The sequence below is a fragment of the Serratia rubidaea genome (assembly GCF_016026735.1).
Classification (GTDB): Bacteria; Pseudomonadota; Gammaproteobacteria; order Enterobacterales; family Enterobacteriaceae; genus Serratia_B; species Serratia_B rubidaea.
Genome location: NZ_CP065640.1, coordinates 4,680,458 through 4,697,662 on the forward strand (window position 1 = coordinate 4,680,458; position 17,205 = coordinate 4,697,662).

15 protein-coding genes are annotated in these 17,205 nt (G+C 58.2%); 5 read left to right on the top strand and 10 right to left on the bottom strand.

Annotation, left to right across the window (positions count from 1 at the left end):
- Nucleotides 1-17 precede the first annotated feature (17 nt).
- The 3 genes from I6G83_RS22030 to I6G83_RS22040 all read right to left on the bottom strand — a co-directional run bounded on the left by I6G83_RS22030 (nt 18) and on the right by I6G83_RS22040 (nt 3,735).
- The gene (locus I6G83_RS22030; RefSeq protein WP_054307252.1) at nt 18-2,549 is read right to left on the bottom strand and encodes an outer membrane usher protein; all 2,532 of its coding nucleotides are present in this window, start codon (nt 2,547-2,549) and stop codon (nt 18-20) included.
- A 40-nt stretch (nt 2,550-2,589) separates the two neighbouring features.
- Entirely contained in the window at nt 2,590-3,135 is a 546-nt protein-coding gene (locus I6G83_RS22035; protein ID WP_054307253.1) for a fimbrial protein, read from the bottom strand.
- 78 nt (nt 3,136-3,213) lie between these two features.
- Nucleotides 3,214-3,735, bottom strand: coding sequence for a fimbrial protein (locus tag I6G83_RS22040; RefSeq protein WP_054307254.1), 522 nt, complete (start codon nt 3,733-3,735; stop codon nt 3,214-3,216).
- Nucleotides 3,736-4,319: 584 nt separating this feature from the next.
- On the opposite strand from I6G83_RS22040, the gene I6G83_RS22045 reads away from it, so the two are divergent.
- The 5 genes from I6G83_RS22045 to I6G83_RS22065 all read left to right on the top strand — a co-directional run bounded on the left by I6G83_RS22045 (nt 4,320) and on the right by I6G83_RS22065 (nt 8,986).
- Complete coding sequence (locus I6G83_RS22045; protein ID WP_072186164.1) at nt 4,320-5,144, top strand: winged helix-turn-helix domain-containing protein; 825 nt, start codon at nt 4,320-4,322, stop codon at nt 5,142-5,144.
- 1 nt (nt 5,145) lies between these two features.
- Nucleotides 5,146-5,619: a FidL-like protein gene (locus I6G83_RS22050; RefSeq protein ID WP_082394688.1), complete on the top strand. Its 474-nt coding sequence runs from the start codon at nt 5,146-5,148 to the stop codon at nt 5,617-5,619.
- Nucleotides 5,620-5,891: 272 nt separating this feature from the next.
- Nucleotides 5,892-7,319, top strand: a complete 1,428-nt coding sequence (pyk, locus tag I6G83_RS22055) for a pyruvate kinase (RefSeq protein ID WP_054307257.1) — start codon at nt 5,892-5,894, stop codon at nt 7,317-7,319.
- A complete protein-coding gene (locus I6G83_RS22060; RefSeq protein ID WP_054307258.1) occupies nt 7,320-8,054 on the top strand; it encodes a hypothetical protein in 735 nt (244 codons plus the stop codon).
- A 5-nt stretch (nt 8,055-8,059) separates the two neighbouring features.
- Complete coding sequence (locus I6G83_RS22065; RefSeq protein ID WP_054307259.1) at nt 8,060-8,986, top strand: AEC family transporter; 927 nt, start codon at nt 8,060-8,062, stop codon at nt 8,984-8,986.
- Here I6G83_RS22065 and I6G83_RS22070 read toward each other — a convergent pair.
- The 7 genes from I6G83_RS22070 to I6G83_RS22100 all read right to left on the bottom strand — a co-directional run bounded on the left by I6G83_RS22070 (nt 8,940) and on the right by I6G83_RS22100 (nt 17,194).
- Nucleotides 8,940-9,572 (bottom strand): HD domain-containing protein, encoded by a 633-nt coding sequence (locus I6G83_RS22070; protein ID WP_054307260.1) that lies wholly within the window; start codon nt 9,570-9,572, stop codon nt 8,940-8,942. The genes I6G83_RS22065 and I6G83_RS22070 overlap by 47 nt on opposite strands.
- 170 nt (nt 9,573-9,742) lie before the next feature.
- Entirely contained in the window at nt 9,743-11,173 is a 1,431-nt protein-coding gene (locus I6G83_RS22075; protein WP_169802939.1) for a 6-phospho-beta-glucosidase, read from the bottom strand.
- Between the two features lie 15 nt (nt 11,174-11,188).
- A complete protein-coding gene (locus tag I6G83_RS22080; protein ID WP_054307112.1) occupies nt 11,189-13,075 on the bottom strand; it encodes a glucose PTS transporter subunit IIA in 1,887 nt (628 codons plus the stop codon).
- A 253-nt stretch (nt 13,076-13,328) separates the two neighbouring features.
- Nucleotides 13,329-14,309 carry a hypothetical protein gene (locus I6G83_RS22085; RefSeq protein ID WP_054307113.1) on the bottom strand — a complete coding sequence of 327 codons (981 nt, stop codon included), beginning with the start codon at nt 14,307-14,309 and terminating at the stop codon, nt 13,329-13,331.
- Nucleotides 14,310-14,505: 196 nt separating this feature from the next.
- Nucleotides 14,506-15,426 carry a LacI family DNA-binding transcriptional regulator gene (locus tag I6G83_RS22090; RefSeq protein ID WP_054307114.1) on the bottom strand — a complete coding sequence of 307 codons (921 nt, stop codon included), beginning with the start codon at nt 15,424-15,426 and terminating at the stop codon, nt 14,506-14,508.
- A 53-nt stretch (nt 15,427-15,479) separates the two neighbouring features.
- Nucleotides 15,480-15,803: a PTS lactose/cellobiose transporter subunit IIA gene (locus I6G83_RS22095; RefSeq protein ID WP_015672982.1), complete on the bottom strand. Its 324-nt coding sequence runs from the start codon at nt 15,801-15,803 to the stop codon at nt 15,480-15,482.
- A complete protein-coding gene (locus I6G83_RS22100) occupies nt 15,803-17,194 on the bottom strand; it encodes a glycoside hydrolase family 1 protein (protein ID WP_054307115.1) in 1,392 nt (463 codons plus the stop codon). Before I6G83_RS22100 ends, I6G83_RS22095 begins: the two co-directional genes overlap by 1 nt.
- Between the last annotated feature and the right edge of the window lie 11 nt (nt 17,195-17,205).

Genomic DNA, 17,205 nt, shown 5'->3' on the forward strand with positions numbered 1-17,205 from the left:
TATGCCGGAAGAACAGGCTACCGCGCCGCGTTGGCCGACGGTTCCAGCGGCCGGCACGGCAGCAACAGGTGGTTGAAACCGTCTTTCGGCAGCGGATCCGGCAGCGAAATGGCGCACTGCGCTGCGCCGTTCCAGAACACCCGCATTTTTTCGCCCGCCTTGATGCCGCTCAGGTAAACCTTGCCGCTATCGTTAATGATGCCGGTCTCCTGCTTACGCAGGTTAAACACCGTGGCGCCGAACGGCGGCGTATCGCCGTTCGCCAGACGAATCATCGCCATGGCCTTTTCACCGGCAATCACATTAAAGCGTCGGTAGCCGATCGCCCCTTCCGTCAGGGTGGCCTGCACCACCGAATCGCTGGCTTCCGCGTTGTCCGCCAGTTCGTTCAGATCGATACTGGCCTTATTGCGGTAGTAGCTGTTAATGTCGGTCACCACCGCTTTGCCGAACATATTGCTGCTGCTGGTGCTGCCGTAGCCGCGCACCGGTACGCCCGCGACGCCGCCGGTATCCAGCATCAGGCGCGTGCCGCCCATCGTGCCGACGCGGTGCAGCGCGCCGCCTTCCAGCGTCAGCGTCACCCCGCCCTGCGCGGACAGGCCGAGCGCGGCGTATTGCCCCTCCTGGTAACTGATATTGCCGCTCAGCTGCGCGGCATCGGCTTCGTGGTTCATATAGCCGCTGACCGAGGCGCCGCTGCGCGTCTTGCCGACGCTGACCTGATAGTTATTGTGTTCATCAATACGGTCGTAATAGCTCAGGCTGTTGCCGTTATCCCCTTTCGCCATTGAGGCGTTGTAGCTCAGGCTGCCGCTGCTGCCCCAGGGGATCGACAGCGACAAATGGGCGCCGTCGTCTTTGACGCCGTCATAGGTATTGCGGTAAGCCGACAGCGACAGGCTCAGATTGCGCATCGACCACAGATCGAAGTAGTGCGATACCGTCAGGTTGTAGCGGTCGTTCGCCGCCCGGTCCCAGTAGGTCTGGTGGTTGTAGCTGATAAAGGTGCTGACCCCCAGGTCGCGGAACTGCTTATTAAAACTGATGGTGTACATCTCTTTGCTGCTGCCAATCTGATAGCCGTAGTAGCGCGCATCCAGATATTCGCTCATGGTCATAAAGTTCTTTTCCGAAAAGCGATAGCCGGCAAAGGTGATGTTGCTGTCGTACTCATCAAAGTTTTTTGAGTAGTTCACCCGATAAGAACCGCCGCTAAGCGTCCCATCCTGCGGGATATGCGCGCGCGACTGGATCACGTCAAACGAAATCGCCCCCAGCATCAGCAGATCGCGGCCTACCCCCAGCGACAGCGCGTTGTAATCACCGCCGAGGATGCTGCCGCCGAACAGCGACCAGCCGTTGCTGACGCCCCAGGAAAATTCACCGCCGACAAACATCGGCCCGCGCGTGCGGTGCTGCCAGTCGGAGGGCTTGCCCGCCGCCAGTTTGTAGCGCACGCTGCCCGGCCGGGTCAGGTACGGAATGCTGGCGGTTTCCATCTGGAACTTCTGCACGCTGCCGTCCTGCTCTTCCACCCGCACGTCCAGCTTGCCGGACACGGCGTCATTAATATCCTGAATGCGGAACGGCCCCGCCGCCACCTGCGTCTCATACAGCACCCGCCCCTGCTGGCTGACGGTCACCTTGGCGTTGGTTTTCGCCACGCCGACCACCTCCGGCGCATAGCCGCGCAGGTTAGGCGGCAGCATATTGTCGTCGGAGCGCAGGTTGGCGCCGGTGTAACGGAAGCTGTCGAACACGTTCGAATCCAGGTAGTCTTCCCCCACCGTCAGGCGCGAGCGCCAGGCAGGCAGGGCGCGGAACGCGTAGTAACGGCTCCAGTCCAGCTTCTTTTCCGTGCCCTGACCGCTGCCGCTCTGATGGCTGATATTGCCCTGCCAGTCGGCGCGCAGGCGCCAGGCGCCGACGTTCAGGCCGGCGGTACCGTTGCCGCTGAAGTCATAATCGCGCTCGCCGTCCCGCTGCTGGCGGGTGCCCTGCGCGTTGACGTTATAATCAAACAGCAGGCCGGAAATACCGTCATCCCACAGCGAGGGCGGATCCCAGTCCTCGGAGGTATATTCCAGATAGGCCTGCGGCATGTTGAGATACAGCGCCGCCGCCGACAGATCGCCGGTAGCCTCCATCCCCTTCAGGCTGTGCATATCCAGACATTCGCCGTTATGCCACCACGTAAGTTTCTTGTTGATATCCTCTTTCAGCCCCAGCTGCGCCACCTGCGCCGGAGAGAGGCAGGCCTGACTGCCCTTGTCGTCATCGTCAGGCACATAGAACATAACCTGCTGTTCCGGTAATTCATGTTTATTCAGCCGGATCGTCATGTTATATGCACCCGGCATAATATATCCGCGACGAGAAAATTGGCTGAGGTCAATATTATTTCGGTCATTCAAATCCAACACGTCGGTGTTAAATTCAATTGCGTCGCTCGCCAGCACACAGGCAGGTAAACCGTTAATGGCGAGCGCAATTAATATCCCTATTGTTTTCGGGCGAAAGAAACCCCTAGCAGAACACCAATCCATATCTGCAGACCTTGCGTAATATAAATTTATCGGCTACCGATCAGTAATAATCGAGCTTGAATCTGATCGTAGAAAAATAATCGCCGGTACGTAGCCTTTGTTTATTCCCAACCAGCTTGACAAAATAATTCAGCTGCATATTCCCTGGGTGAATGTCGTTCTTGGGCATCGCCACGCCGGGCGCAGCCACATTGCCTTGTTCATCACTAATCTGGATGGCCAGGCCTTTCGCTTCACCCTGCAGGCCGAACCCGTTGCTTTCCGCCGGTCCGTCAAAGGTGATCCGAAAATAGTGCCAGTCGGGCAGCGTTGAGGCATATCTTTCCAGCGAACAGTTAACGAGGCGCACGCTAAAAGGAATGGCGTTACCCTGCCCCTGACTGATGATCTGACTGACGGGAACCGTCCCTATATCGACCGTTTGATCGCGCTCGCCGGCCGCAATCGCACAGGCGCTGTCAATAATCGCGCCCCCCATATGCACCGTTCCCCAGCCGGATAGAGCGGCGGACGCGACAGGAACCATAGCAGGCATTACCAATAACAATAAAAGAACCGCGGTTATCCAGGGTTTCAACCAACGCATCACGTTTCCACCACATAATCCTTTATGGGATAACATGCGGGTATGGCTACCCGCATGTGTTCATTGACTCGCTGGCGATTACTGGTAAGACATGGTGAAGTCAGCAACGCTGGTGAAATCACCAGGAACGACCGCTGCAGACGCACCGTCACCCTGCAGGTAAGCGCCGAAACGCAGAATGTTTTTACCTTCGGCCAGCTTGTGTGCGGCAGTTGCGGTGCCCAGTTTGATTGGTTTGCCTGCGGTATCCACCAGCGCGATGCTGGCACCTTTTGCCGTACCGTTAATTTCCAGACGGCCGTCGCTGTTTTCAACGCCGGTGAAGGTCAGAGAAACGGTGCTCTTGTCTTTTTCCAGCTCGCAGTTTTCCAGCAGCACCTGGAACTCTTTCTTGACGGATTTGCCGCCGTCTTTCAGAGCCACTTTGGAGATTTGCCCCAGATCGACGGTCTGATCAACGGTTTCTGGCGAGATGGAACATGGCGCATCAATAATCGCTCCTTTGAAATTAACCACCCCTTGTCCCTGATTGCCTGCGTGCGCCATGGTGGAAGCACCGAATACCAATACGCCGGCCATCATGATTTTGTTTAATTTCATTTGTTAAATTCCTTATTAAATTCCAATGTAGTGTCATGGTTGTGCATTTATTAATGCGCATTGTCATGCCTCCCTGCCTTCTCTGCACACCGCCCACACTTACGCAATGAAAGTGATATGCATTCCGAATCAACCTATAAACAGAAGAATTTTCTTATTCCATTATTAGAGAGTTTTTACCTCTGAATGTCAGGAAACAGACTCCCATCAAACAGGTATACAGGTCTGCCGTGACAGCGATGACAATGATAGGGAATATCGGCAACAAACAGCAAAACATACCTTAAACAGCAAGATATATAGTTTTTTACACCAACAAAACATAGATACAAAGATTTTAATAAAGAATAATAAGTTTTTATTTGTCGCGTAAAGTTTTTTTAACCAGGCTCAAGTTTAGCTGGATTATATTAAGTGAAAATATTTACCATAGTGACTTGACGGTCGTTTACCGAGTGTATAACCCTATAAACATTATTATAACTAGGAATCATCCCATCCTTATGAAATACATAATAAATTTAATCATTGTTTATACACCATCGGAAAAAACGCTCGCTTTACATAACGATCCATCGCAAAAGGTGAACTTATCCAACCCGGCTAACCGCTTATTGCTGGAGTTAATCAAATTCAACGGCACCACGCTGGAGAGAGAAACTTTATTGCGCAACGTGTGGGAGGACTATGGTTTTACCGGCTCCAACAGTAACTTAAATACCTATATCAGCGAGCTGCGCAAATCGTTCTCCAGCCTGAGTGAAAACATAAAGATCATCACTACCGTGCCGAAGGTCGGCTTTCGTCTGGACGCCGAGATAGAGCCGGCGTTACGCGCTATTATGCATGCGGAAACCCGTTCCGACGCCGATGCGATCGCCCAGCGGGCCACCTCACCGCCGCAGGAAGAGCACCGAGAACAGGAAGAAAAAAAGAGCGAGGATGACAAACGCATCGATGAGCAACGGCAGCACGAACTGAGCGAGAAAACGGCTTTGACAACAACGCCGGCCGCTAAAAGCGGCGCACGCCGCCGCTATGTAAAACGCGGTATCGCCATGGCGTTACTCGGCGTATTAAGCGTCTGGCTGGGGTATGACTATATTCACACGCCCAGGCAGCTGAAGATTGTGCCGGAGCCGTACTCCTACCTTTTCACCCTTGGCAGCTGCGAGGTGTACTCGCTGGACTATAAAAATGCCTATGGCAAAAACGTGCAGATCGCTATGGCCAAACAGGATATTGCCGCAGAAAAGCTGGACTGCCGACACATCAAAAACGTGATCTTTTATAAAAAAATGTGGGCCGAGGATAAATTCAACGAGGTCAGCTTTATGGGCGTTTGTTCGGTCACCACCACGGAAAAATACGAACGCTGCTACACCATCAAAAATTTTGCAGGGAATTAGCATGAAGACACGAATCTGTTTTATGGTTAGCCTGATAGCGCTGTTATCGGCCCCGCAATTTCCGGCCCGTGCCGCCACGGCGCTGCTGCATTGTGAAGCCGAAATGCGGGTCCGCAAAAACGTGACGGAAAACACGCCCATTTCACTGCATGCGAACGCACACTACTTCTTCGAGCCGGCGGGAAAAGGCTACGTGGATATTGTCGGCACGATACAAACCCGCGAGAAAGCCGCACATCTGGACCGAATGATCTACTTTACCTATGCCCGCGCCGCGCGCGACGGCTTTTACACCGTGAAGTTTACCCATAGCCGGCCCAAGCCGCTGGATAATACGCCGCAGGCGATGCTGGCTTATTTTTATGAAATCGGCGGGGAAACGCCCGGCTACCCGGTGGACATCTCCAAACTGAACGAGAATCTGATCCTGTTCAGCCATCTCTCCTTCCCCACCATGCTGTGCCAGAAAATCTGAGGCGCCGCCGGCCGGGATAACCGGCCGGCGGCAGCATAAACAGAGTGTGAAGAACCGGCCAACGCTCCCCCCTTGTCTGAGCTGCCAGCGTGGGGGTTATAATTAGAAAAAAATAATATATATAATTCTAAATAATAGAAATGAAGCCATTCCTTAGTTCTCCGGAGAATATTTCTGCGTAATAATCATTTTATCTATTAAATGTTTTTTAATGATTTATCGTGCCGTCATAAAACTGTCATAAATAGCCGAAATTGAAACAGGAGCCATTTATGACCCACTCTCGCGTTATCGCCACTATCGGCCCAGCCTCAAACCACCCCGACGTATTAATTAAATTGCGTCATGCCGGCATGTCCGTTGCGCGCTTAAACGGCTCGCACAATACGCCGGAATGGCACGCTGAAACCGTGGCCCTGCTGCGCCACACCGTTCCGGACGTGCCGATTCTGCTGGATATTCCGGGGCGCAAAATTCGCACGCTGCAGCTTGCTCATGAGCCTTCATTTAACCGCGGCGATACGATCATTCTGACGACGGACACCCGCCATGACGGCACGGAAAAAGTGCCGGTCGGCTATGAACACCTGCATGAGAAATTATCCGCGGGCAACCAGATTTTTGCCGACGACGGCACACTGTCCTTCGTGGTGGAAAAAATTCAGGACAGGGACATCTACCTGCGGGCAAATATGGACGGCAAATTAAAAAGCCGCAAAGGCATCAACGTCCCCGGCATTGACCTGGGGCAATCCCTGGTCACCGACAAAGACCGCGCCATGATTGCCTTTGCCAAATCCATTGGCGTTGATTATATCGGCATCAGCTTTGTCGAAAGCCGCGAGCATATCGAGGCCATTCGCGCGCTGATCGCAGCCCCCGTTCCGCGCATTGTGGCAAAGGTTGAAAACAGCGGCGGCATCGCTCATCTTGCCGATATTGTGGACGCCGCGGATGTAATTATGATCGACCGTGGCGATCTGGCCGTAGAAACCTCCATTGACCACGTCGCCCTGTATCAGAAACGGATCCTCAGCGAAGCGTCCCGGGCGGGTAAGCCGACCATCGTGGCGACAGAAATGCTGCACAGCATGATTGACAACCCTCTCCCCACCAAGGCCGAAGTCAGCGATATCACCAATGCGGTGCTTGACGGGGCATCGGCGGTGATGCTTTCAGGTGAAACCGCCGTAGGGCGCTACCCGGTCGAAGCCGTTGACCGCATCAGCCGTATTGCCGCACTGGCCGCCGCCGGGCGCAATCCCGCGGCGTCGCCTGCCCGCATCAGCAGTGAAAGCGATCTCCGCCGCACTATCCGCGCGCTTTCCGAAGCCTTACCGCTGACGCATCTGGTGGTGCTCTCCCGGACGGGGTATGCCGTACGCATCGCGGCAATGTCTGATACCGGCCTGCCCGTCCTGGCCGTAGGCGCGCACGAACAATTAACCCGCAGCTGGAATCTTCTGCCAAATGTCACCGGTCTTTACCTTAATGACGCCAGCGAGCTGTTTGCCCAGGAAGAAGAGCCTCTTCTGCGCGTACTGACCGACGGCGGATACCTGCACGGCGACGATTACGTGGTCATTATTCAGGCCCGGCAGGACAGCCAGAGCGCCGACGGCAATGTGATCCGTACTCTCAACGTCAAAGCCTGGCTGCATAACCAACGGAAAGTATTCAATAACGCTGAGGTGGCGTAAATGGAGCATGAATACCTTTTTCTGATCGCTATCCTACTCTTCTCCGTCATTCAGTCGCTGTTCGGGATGGGCATTCTGGTGTTCGGGACGCCAACGCTGCTGCTGTTGGGCTATGACTTTTCATCCGTACTCGGGTTGCTGTTACCCTCATCAGTGCTGATTTCATTCACCCAGCTCTATGGCGGCAACGGCTGGGCGACCGAAAGGGCGGAAAGGCGCAATATGCTGCTCTGCGGCCTGGCCGTTATCATTTTCCTTTCCGTACTGGTCACCACCGGCCTGAAGGTTAATCTTGATCTGATTATTGGGCCGATCCTGATCTTTTCCGCCCTTGTCAGGCTCAGCGCCAGCTTCAGAACGTTTATCAGCAACCGGCTTATCCAGCAACGGCGCGCCTATTTACTGCTGATGGGCGCCGTACATGGCGTCACCAATATGGGCGGCGCCCTGCTGGCCCTCTATGCATCCAGCACGCAGCGTGAGAAAACCGCGATACGTAATACCGTCTCCCGCTACTACCTGATGTTTGGCGTCATCCAGCTGATAACGCTGATTATGCTAAAACCCCACGCCCTGAGCATTGCCGGCTTTCTGGCCGCGCCGCTTGCCTGGTTTATTTACTGGAGCGTCGGCAGCATCCTGTTCCGCCGCACCAGCTCCGGCGTCTATGAAGGCCTGCTGACGGGGTTTATTGCGGTCTATGGCGTGGTAGTACTGACCAAGGGATATATCTGACCGCCATGACGACGATACTGCTCGCCCTGACTCCAATCATCTTTCTGATCGCGCTGGGCTATTTTCTGCGTTCACGTAATTTTATTGACGTGCAGTTTTGGCTGCCCTGTGAAAAGCTCAATTACTTCTGGTTATTCCCGGCCCTGATGTTCTCGCAGGTGGCCACGGCCAAACTGGAAGACTTTCCCATCCGCCCTATCGCCTGGTCGCTGCTGGGGGCGGTCGTGATGGCGGCCTTCACGCTATGGGTGTGGCGCGGATTGAGTAAACAGTCCGGCCCGGTGTTTTCATCGGTGATACAGGGCGCGTTACGCCCCAATACCTATATTGGCGTCGCGGCGGCGGCCGCGACCTATGGCAGCACCGGCCTGACGGTCACCTCGATCAGCATTGCCGTGGCCATTCCTCTGCTGAACGTCGCCTCCATCATTATATTGATGTATTACGGCCGGGGCGCAAAACCGGCCGCATCGCAGATCATACGGGCGCTGGCGCGTAATCCGGTGATTCTTTCAGTGCTGGCCGGGCTGCTGTTTAATGCCCTGCAGATCGCCCTGCCGCAGACGGTGCGCGACATTCTGCACATTCTGGGCGGCGCCTCGCTGCCGCTGGGATTACTGGCCGTGGGCGCCGGGCTGGATCTCAGGGCCGCCCGCGCGTCCCAAGGCGCAGTGCTGCAGTCCGCCTTTGTCAAACTGCTGTTCGTTCCGCTCATTACGCTGCTGATTGGCGTATGGTCGGGCATCAGCGGCCCGGTGCTGGCCACGGTGGTGCTGTTTAATGCGCTTCCCTGTACGCCGTCTGCCTATATCATGTCCAAACTGCTCGGGGGCGATCACCGCTTATCGGCCGGCATTATCTCGGTGCAGACCGTGCTGGCGCCGATCACCATCCCGACAATTCTGTTCCTGACCACCCTGTCACCGCACTAAGCGGCGTATGCTGCTCATAGCGCGCCCAGCCCTGGATAAACCACGCGTCATTGCCCAGCTGCCGGTGCAGCCGGGCGATGCCGTCATCGCAGACCTTCAGGGCGCGCGCATACAGGACAGCGTCACCGGCAGTCATCACGGTTAACAGGCGTTTCATCTCCAGAAGATAGTCGCGGGCAAACAGCGGGTCCCGCTCCACCACGCAGCGCGCATTATCAATCAGGTCGCACAGCTTGATGGTCTGGGCTGACGGATGGGCCTGGGCGCTGTGCCGCAGGTTGGCGTTTTTACGCTCAATACGCTCACCGCCGCTGCTGCGGGTGCGGACGTCGGTCAGCATCTCAACGTACTGCTCAACCCGGGGGCCGAACAGCGCGCCGATGGCCGCCAGCGTGACCCCGGTATCTTCAACAACGTCATGCAGCCAGGCCGCGGCAATCATCTCTTCGCTAGGATTCGCAGACATCAGCAGCTCGACCACGGCGGCCGGATGCACAATATAAGGTTCGTCGGTGAATTTTCGCTTCTGGCCCGCATCGGCATGCGCCTGAGTCGCAAAAATCCTCGCCCGTTCGCTGAGAGTCATAAATTTCGCCTAAAGCGCTAAGATAGCTTTATTAAGAAAATAAATTCAGAACAAGATGTTATAGCTTATTATTTTTATCCGTCAGCCGGCGTGGACAAGGCAAAAAAAACCTGCCGCGCAGGCAGGTTTTGTCGGCGTATCAACGCATATCAATCAGGGGATTGCCCCGCTTAAAGGGTTTCACCGTTGGAGGCGATCACCCCCTGATACCAGTAGAACGACTTCTTGCGCGAACGCGACTGATCGCCGCTGCCGTCGTCATGCTTGTTCACATAGATAAAGCCATAACGCTTGCTGTACTGGCCGGTGGTGAAGGAGACGCAGTCGATGCAGCCCCACGGCGTATAGCCCAGCAGCTCCACCCCGTCATAGCTGACGGCCTTGCCCATTTCGGCGATATGCGACTTCAGGTAGTCGATGCGGTAATCATCATTGATGCTGCCGTCTTCTTCCACCTTGTCATAGGCGCCGAAGCCGTTCTCGACGATAAACAGCGGCTTCTGATAGCGCTCATACAGCTCGCACAGCGCATAGCGCAGGCCGACCGGGTCAATCTGCCAGCCCCAGTCAGAGGCTTTTACGTGCGGGTTCGGCACGCTGCCCTCAAAGCCGGAAATCGCGTCGCCCTCGCCGCCGGCGGCCTGCACTGCGTTGGTCATGTAGTAGCTGAAGCCCAGATAGTCGCAGCAGCCCTCGCGCAGGATCTGTTCGTCACCCGCTTCCATCCGGATGTTGAAACCGCGGCGCTGCCACTCGTTCAGCACGTAGGACGGATAGTAGCCGCGCAGCTGCACGTCGGTGAAGACATAGCGTTCACGCATCGACTCCTGCGCGTACATCACATCTTCCGGCTTACAGGAGAACGGATACAGCGGCACCATCGCCAGCATGCAGCCAATCTTCATCTCAGGATTGATGCGGTGGCCAATCTTCACCGCCAGCGCGCTGGCGACAAACTGGTGGTGCAGCACCTGATACATGGTCTCTTCCGGGTTCTCATGCTCGGTGTACACCACGCCGGAACAGCAGTAGCCGAACAGCGGCGCGCGCCAGTTGCGCTGGTTATTGATTTCGTTGAAGGTCATCCAGTACTTCACCTTGTGTTTGTAACGCTCAAACACCACCTCGGCGAAGCGGACAAAGAAATCGACCACCTGGCGGTTGGTCCAGCCGCCGTACTGCTGCACCAGATGCAGCGGCATTTCGAAGTGCGACAGGGTGATGACCGGTTCAATATTGTGCTTGAGCAGCTCATCGAACATCTCATCATAGAAGCGCAGCCCCTCTTCATTCGGCTCCGACTCATCGCCCTTGGGGAAAATTCGCGTCCAGGCGATCGAGGTGCGGAAACATTTGAACCCCATCTCGGCGAACAGTTTGATGTCATCTTTATAGTGATGATAAAAATCCACCGCTTCATGGTTCGGGTAATATTTACCCGGCACCACCGCCTGGGTGATCTCGCGCGGCACGCCGTGCGCGCCGCCGGTCAGCACATCACAAATGCTCGGGCCTTTGCCGCCCTGATCCCAACCCCCTTCAACCTGGTGTGCGGCAACCGCGCCGCCCCAAAGAAAATCCTGCGGAAATACGCTTTTCATCATCGCTCCTGTTGGTTACCCAATCTGCATTACCGGTTGCCCGCAGGCAACCTCTCTGTTTACGTCCAGCAGGCGCACCGCGAACTCATCGCTGTTCAGCACCACAAACGGCGTGGTCACGTCATACCCCGACGCCTCTATCGCCTGCTGCTCAAAGCGGATCAGCGGCTCGCCCGCCTTCACCTGCTGGCCCACCGTCACCAGCGTGTCAAAGTGCCGCCCCTGCAGCTTGACCGTATCCAGCCCGACGTGGATCAGCAATTCGGCGCCGTTGCCGCAGGTCAGCCCGACCGCATGGCGGCTGTCGATCACCGACGAGACCACCGCGTCGCAGGGCGCCAGGATCTGGCCGTCGGTCGGGCGGATCGCCAGGCCCTCGCCCAGCAGTTTTTGCGCAAAGCTAGGATCGTTCACCTGCTCCAGCGGCACATAGCGCCCCGCCGCCGGGGACAGCAGCGTCACCGCCCGCGGCTGCGCCGCCGATTCGTCGGCCGCCGGCTGTCCTGCCGCCGCCGGTGTAACGCCGTCCAGCGTCAGCGGCGGGTCGTCAAAGCCTACCGCGTACACCATCGCCATAGTGCTGACAATCGCCGTTGCGACGCCGGCCAGTTCGCCGATAAATGACATCGGGTTTTCCGCGCTGATGGCGTTCACCACGGTCAGCAAGCTGGGTAACCCTGCATAAGCATAGTAGTAGCTGCCGAAGAAGCTGGTGACCAGTGCGCCTAACGCGCCGCCGATACAGCCGCAGATAAACGGTTTTTTCAGCCGCAGGGTGACGCCGTACAGCGCCGGCTCGGTAATGCCGAAGACGCCGGTGACGCCGGCGGAAAACGCCGTGGTTTTAAACTGCGGGTTGCGCGACTTAAAGCCGACGGCCAGCGCCGCCGCCATCTGCGCCACGACCGCAATGGTCTGGAAAGCCTGAAAAGAGTCGCGACCGTGCGCGTCGAAGTTGGCCATAATCACCGGGGTAATACCCCAGTGCACGCCGAAGATCACCACCATTTGCCAGACGCCGCCAATCAGGGCGGCGGCCAGCGCCGGCGCGGTCTCAAACAGCCAGTTGTAGCCGCCGGCAATGGCGAACGCCGCCGAGCTGGTGATCGGGCCGATCAGCAGCAGCGTAAACGGCACCATAATCAGCATACAGACCAGCGGGGTGAACAGCTCACTGACCACGTCGGGGATCGCCCGACGGGCGTACTTCTCCACATACGACAGGCACCAGATCATAAAGATCGGCGGCAGCACCGACGAGGTGTACACCGTTTCCGCCAGCGGCAGGCCGAGGAAGGTGATCGCTTCGCCCTGCGCGATGCGCGCGGCGATGGCGCCCCACTCCGGGTTAATCAGCGCGCAGCTGCACAGCACCGCGATAAAGGTGTTGCAGCGGAAAAAGCGCGACGCGGTAATGGCGATCAGCACCGGCAGAAAGGCAAACGGCGTCCAGGACATAAAGTTGAGCACCGCAAAGGTGCCGCCGTCCGCCAGCTGCGGTGCAAAATGTCTGGCGACGATCAGCGCCCCCTGCAGAATACCCGCCGCCGCCAGCACGAACACAATCGGCGCGAAAATCGCCGACATGGAGCCGATCACCGCATCCACCAGACGCACCTTGGCGCCGTCGGTTTTTAACTGGCTCGGATCGACCAGGCCGGAAAAGGCGTCATACACCTCCGCCACGTGTACGCCGATCACCACCTGGAACTGTCCGCCGCTCTGCACCACCATGATGACGCCCGGCAGCTGTTTAATCCGCGCTTCCGCCTGCGGCGGCGTCTCCTTCAGCACCAGCCGCAGACGGGTGGCGCAACGGGCAAAACTCACCAGATTATCCTGCCCGCCGACCTCCGCCAGAATATCGCCGGCAAGCCGGGCATAGTCTCTTATTTTTGTCATTATTTTAATACCTTATCGTAAAGGTTATGACTGCCGCCTGAGTATTTCGCAATAATGAAACCGGTTGCAGAATAGGAACTGCGACCGGTTTCTGCAACCGGTTTCAGTAAAGAATGTGTGTGACGTAACAATTTGCCGTAAAAGTGACGGCGCGCAGCGCAGGGACGCGGTAAGGGGGGAACCGCGTCCGGGGCAACGCAGCGCGGGCGGTGAAAACGACAGGAAAGTAAGGCTAAGGCGCACGGCCCGGCCCCTAGAACTCGGCGGCCAGCCCGACGCTCCAGCCCTTAACCCCGTCCCCGACCAGGCCGGAGCCGCGCAGGCTCACGCCGTCGATACCGGGAATAACGCCGCCGTCGACAATTTCGATACCGCCGCCGATCTCCACAAAGTAGTCAAAACCGATGTCGTCTTTGATCTCCGGCAGATAGGTGCCGGTGACAAAACCGATCCAGCGCAGCGGCCGGCCGAACAGCGCCAGATCCGTCGGGCCGTTCAGCTCCGCTGCGGCGGTCATCACGCTGAAGTCATTGCGCCCTTCCAGCTCGGGATCGCTGGCGCGATAGCTGTCGTCAACCAGATAGTTGTAGCGCAGGTTGGCCGTCAGGCCGACGTCGTTGTCCCAGCGGTGATTCTGCTCAATCTCCAGCGCGCCGCCGTACAACAGGCTGTGGATCTTAAAATCGACCAGTAACCCTTTGCCCGCCTCATGGAACAGATCCCCGACGGGGCCGCTGGAGGCGGTGTTATTGGAAGTGCGTGAATAGCCCAGCAGCAGCATCGGCCGCAGGATGGTGCCGCTGGCGATATCAAATTCCGCCCCGGCGCCGCCCAGCAGCGACAGGGTCCGGGTATCCAGATCCAGCCGGTTGGCCATGCCGTCAGAATCGCCGAAATTCAGCGTCTGATCGCTGTTGACATAGCCGAACGTACCTTCGATATACGGTCTGAATCCGTCGACGCCGATATCAAAAGCATACTTCGGCGCCAGCTTGTAGGAATCGATATCCAGCGGGTCGGAGGAGTCGTGGGTCGGGCGGAAATTAGCGGCGCTGATGCCGGGCGTGGTGCCGATAATCGACAACTCCTGATAGAGATTTTTCAGCCCGCCGGCGCTCTCCCGCAGGCCTGCGCGCAGCTCCTCCGGACTAAACGGCAACGGTTCGGCCGCCGCCTCACCGCCGTTTGCCCACAGCAGCAGCGTCGTCAATATCATACCGCGATGGCTCATCATGGTTATGACCTCTATTTGCTGATAACGGGGTGGCCGTTATGCACCAGACGGTATAGCGATGACTGCACCCGCGCGATGACGGGACGCCGCTCAAATGATTGCAGGGAGAAAAACATGCCTGACGACAGTTAAGCATAATCGATTCTTGCGGGCCTGCCGCGTTGGGGGGCGAAAGCACGGCCGGCGGCGGGCCGGCTCAGCCCGCCGTCAGGCTGCCGCGCAGCAGGCTGCGCTCTTCTGCGCCGCTCAGCAGCGCCAGCGCGCGCTGCGCCAGCGTATCCAGCGAATAGGCGATCGACGGCACCGCCGGCGCGCCGGGCCACTGCGGCGCTCCGTCCAGGCTGAACACCATCACCTGCCCCGGCACCTGACGCTGATACTGCGCCAGCAGCGTCAGCGCCTCCTGCGCCTGGCAGTCGTCGGTCACCAACAGCGCATTAAACGGCATCCCGCCGTTGAGCAGCCGCTGCAGCGCAATGCGCGTCACCGGCTCATCGTCCACCACCAGCCGGCGGTTATAGGGGATCAGGTGCATTTCCAGCGCGTGACAATAGCCCTGCAGCACCTGTTCGGCGGCGTCGCCGGCGGTAAAGTTAATCAGGGCGATCTGCCGCCGCTGCTGGCCGGCCAGGTAGTGCACCGCGGTTTCCGCGGCAAACGGGTGGTCAACCCCCACGCTTTTCGCCGTCGACGGCGTAACGCAGTCCAGACACACCGCGTTGTCCGGCAGCGGCGGCAGCGCAAAACGCGCGCCGACCACGATCAGCGCATCGCACCAGCCGCTGCTCAGCTCCGCCACCGCCGCGCCCAGCGTTGCGGCGTCGTTGGCAAAACGCAGCAGCAGATGCTTCTGCTGGCGACTCAGCTGTTTTTCCAGCGCCTGGAGATAACCGGTCGCCTGCTGCACGTGTTCCGTGGCGCAAATCACGCCGATGCAGCCGGTGCTCTGGCTGGTGAGCGACTGGGCGACGGCGTTCGGACGATAGTTCAACGTTTCCACCGCCCGCAGCACCGCCTGCCGGCTCTCTTCCTTTACCCCGCGGCTGCCGCTCAGCACCCGGGACACCGTGGCTTTCGATACCTGCGCCAGGCGGGAAACATCATTGATATTGGCCATAACTGCGGGTCTTCCTGCTGATGAACAAAAGCGGGCCGACGGCCCGCCGGTGATTATCCCTGAGCCGACGGCCGTTGTCGTTGATAAAGTTCGACCATTTCGGCGATCAGCTCCCGCGCCAGTATCGCATTCATCAGGTGATCCTGCGCGTGCACCATAATCAGCGTCATCGGCGTTTTACCTTCGCCGCCGTCCTGCTCGATCAGCCGGGTCTGCACCCGGTGCGCGGCGCGGGAAAACTCATCGGACTGCCGCAGCAGCGCCTGCGCCTGGGCAAAATCGCCGTCGCGCGCCGCCTGCAGCGCGCTGAAGCACAGGCTGCGCGTCTGGCCGGCGTTGACGATGATCTCCATCACCGTACTTTCCAAATCGTCCATCAGCGCGGCTCCTCAAATCCGTTGGCGGCGGCGGTGGCGGCGAACCATTCACCGCTTTTCTTGATGCGCCGCTGCTGGCTCGCCAGATCCAGCTGCACAAAGCCGTAGCGGTTCTTGTAGGCGTTGCACCACGACCAGTTATCGATAAAGGTCCACATATGGTAACCCAGGCAGCGGCTGCCCTCGGCGATGCCCCGGTGCACCCACTGCAGATGCTGGCGGATAAAATCGATGCGGTAGTCGTCCTGGATCTGCCCGTCCTGCTCAAAGCGCCGCTCATCCTCCACCCCCATGCCGTTCTCGGAAATAAAACAGCGCGGATTGCCGTAGTTTTCCCGCAGGTTGGTGAGAATATCGTAGATGCCCTTTTCGTAAATCTCCCAGCCGCGGTACGGGTTCATCTTGCGGCCCGGCATCGCATAGTGGCTGAAGAACCACTCCGGCATAAACGGACTGTCGGGGTTAACCAGGCTGTCGCGGCACTGGACGCGCCGCGGCTGGTAGTAGTTGATGCCCAGCAGATCCACCACGCCCTGCGCCAGCAGCGCGGCGTCCTCCGCCTGGCAGGCCGGCAGCTGCCCGTGCTGGCGCAGCAGCGCCACCAGCTCCTGCGGGTAGCTGCCGCGCAGCGCCGGGTCGAGGAAGCTGCGGTTAAACAGCAGATCGGCGATGTGCGCCGCCTGCACGTCGGCCGGGTTGGCGGAGCGCGGGTAGGAAGGCGTCAGGTTGAGGATAATGCCGATCTCCCCGCCCTGTGCGCGGGCGCGATAGTTACGCACCGCCAGCGCATGGGCCAGCATGGTGTGGCAGGCCACGGTCGCGGCGCGTTTAAAGTCCACCACGTTCGGGTAGTGGAAGTCATACAAATAGCCCCCCTCCACCGGCACAATCGGCTCGTTAAAGGTGAACCAGTGCTTGACCCGGTCGCCGAACAGGCGGAAGCAGACATCGGCAAATTCGGCGTACGCCTGCACCACCTCGCGGCTTTCCCAGCCGCCCTGCTGCTGCATCGCCAGCGGCATATCAAAGTGAAACAGGTTGATAAACGGCGTAATGCCCTGCGCCAGCAGCTCATCAATCACCTGGTTATAAAACGCCACCGCCTGCGGATTGACCTCGCCGCGCCCCTGCGGGATCAGCCGCGCCCAGGAGATCGAGGTGCGGAAGCTGTTGTGGTTCAGCCGCTTCAGCAGGGCGATATCGTCGCGCCAGCAGCGGTAGAAATCCGAGGTCTGCTGCGGGCCGACCTGCTGGTGAAAGCGCTCCGGCTGCAGGCGGAACCATTCGTCCCAGATGGTGGCGCTTTTGCCGCCGCCGAGGCTTTCGCCTTCGCTCTGCGGCGCCGAACTGGCGCTGCCCCACCAGAAATCTTGCGGAAATGCATATTTCATCACGACCCCTT

Bases quoted from the DNA above. Each gene is read 5' to 3' on its own strand.
- I6G83_RS22040 (WP_054307254.1), bottom strand. From the start codon at position 3,735: ATGAAATTAAACAAAATCATGATGGCCGGCGTATTGGTATTCGGTGCT.
- I6G83_RS22060 (WP_054307258.1), top strand. From the start codon at position 7,320: ATGGAGCATGAATACCTTTTTCTGATCGCTATCCTACTCTTCTCCGTC.
- I6G83_RS22030 (WP_054307252.1), bottom strand. From the start codon at position 2,549: ATGGATTGGTGTTCTGCTAGGGGTTTCTTTCGCCCGAAAACAATAGGG.
- I6G83_RS22085 (WP_054307113.1), bottom strand. From the start codon at position 14,309: ATGATGAGCCATCGCGGTATGATATTGACGACGCTGCTGCTGTGGGCA.
- I6G83_RS22100 (WP_054307115.1), bottom strand. From the start codon at position 17,194: ATGAAATATGCATTTCCGCAAGATTTCTGGTGGGGCAGCGCCAGTTCG.
- I6G83_RS22095 (WP_015672982.1), bottom strand. From the start codon at position 15,803: ATGGACGATTTGGAAAGTACGGTGATGGAGATCATCGTCAACGCCGGC.
- I6G83_RS22070 (WP_054307260.1), bottom strand. From the start codon at position 9,572: ATGACTCTCAGCGAACGGGCGAGGATTTTTGCGACTCAGGCGCATGCC.
- I6G83_RS22090 (WP_054307114.1), bottom strand. From the start codon at position 15,426: ATGGCCAATATCAATGATGTTTCCCGCCTGGCGCAGGTATCGAAAGCC.
- pyk (WP_054307257.1), top strand. From the start codon at position 5,892: ATGACCCACTCTCGCGTTATCGCCACTATCGGCCCAGCCTCAAACCAC.
- I6G83_RS22050 (WP_082394688.1), top strand. From the start codon at position 5,146: ATGAAGACACGAATCTGTTTTATGGTTAGCCTGATAGCGCTGTTATCG.
- I6G83_RS22075 (WP_169802939.1), bottom strand. From the start codon at position 11,173: ATGAAAAGCGTATTTCCGCAGGATTTTCTTTGGGGCGGCGCGGTTGCC.
- I6G83_RS22065 (WP_054307259.1), top strand. From the start codon at position 8,060: ATGACGACGATACTGCTCGCCCTGACTCCAATCATCTTTCTGATCGCG.
- I6G83_RS22080 (WP_054307112.1), bottom strand. From the start codon at position 13,075: ATGACAAAAATAAGAGACTATGCCCGGCTTGCCGGCGATATTCTGGCG.
- I6G83_RS22035 (WP_054307253.1), bottom strand. From the start codon at position 3,135: ATGCGTTGGTTGAAACCCTGGATAACCGCGGTTCTTTTATTGTTATTG.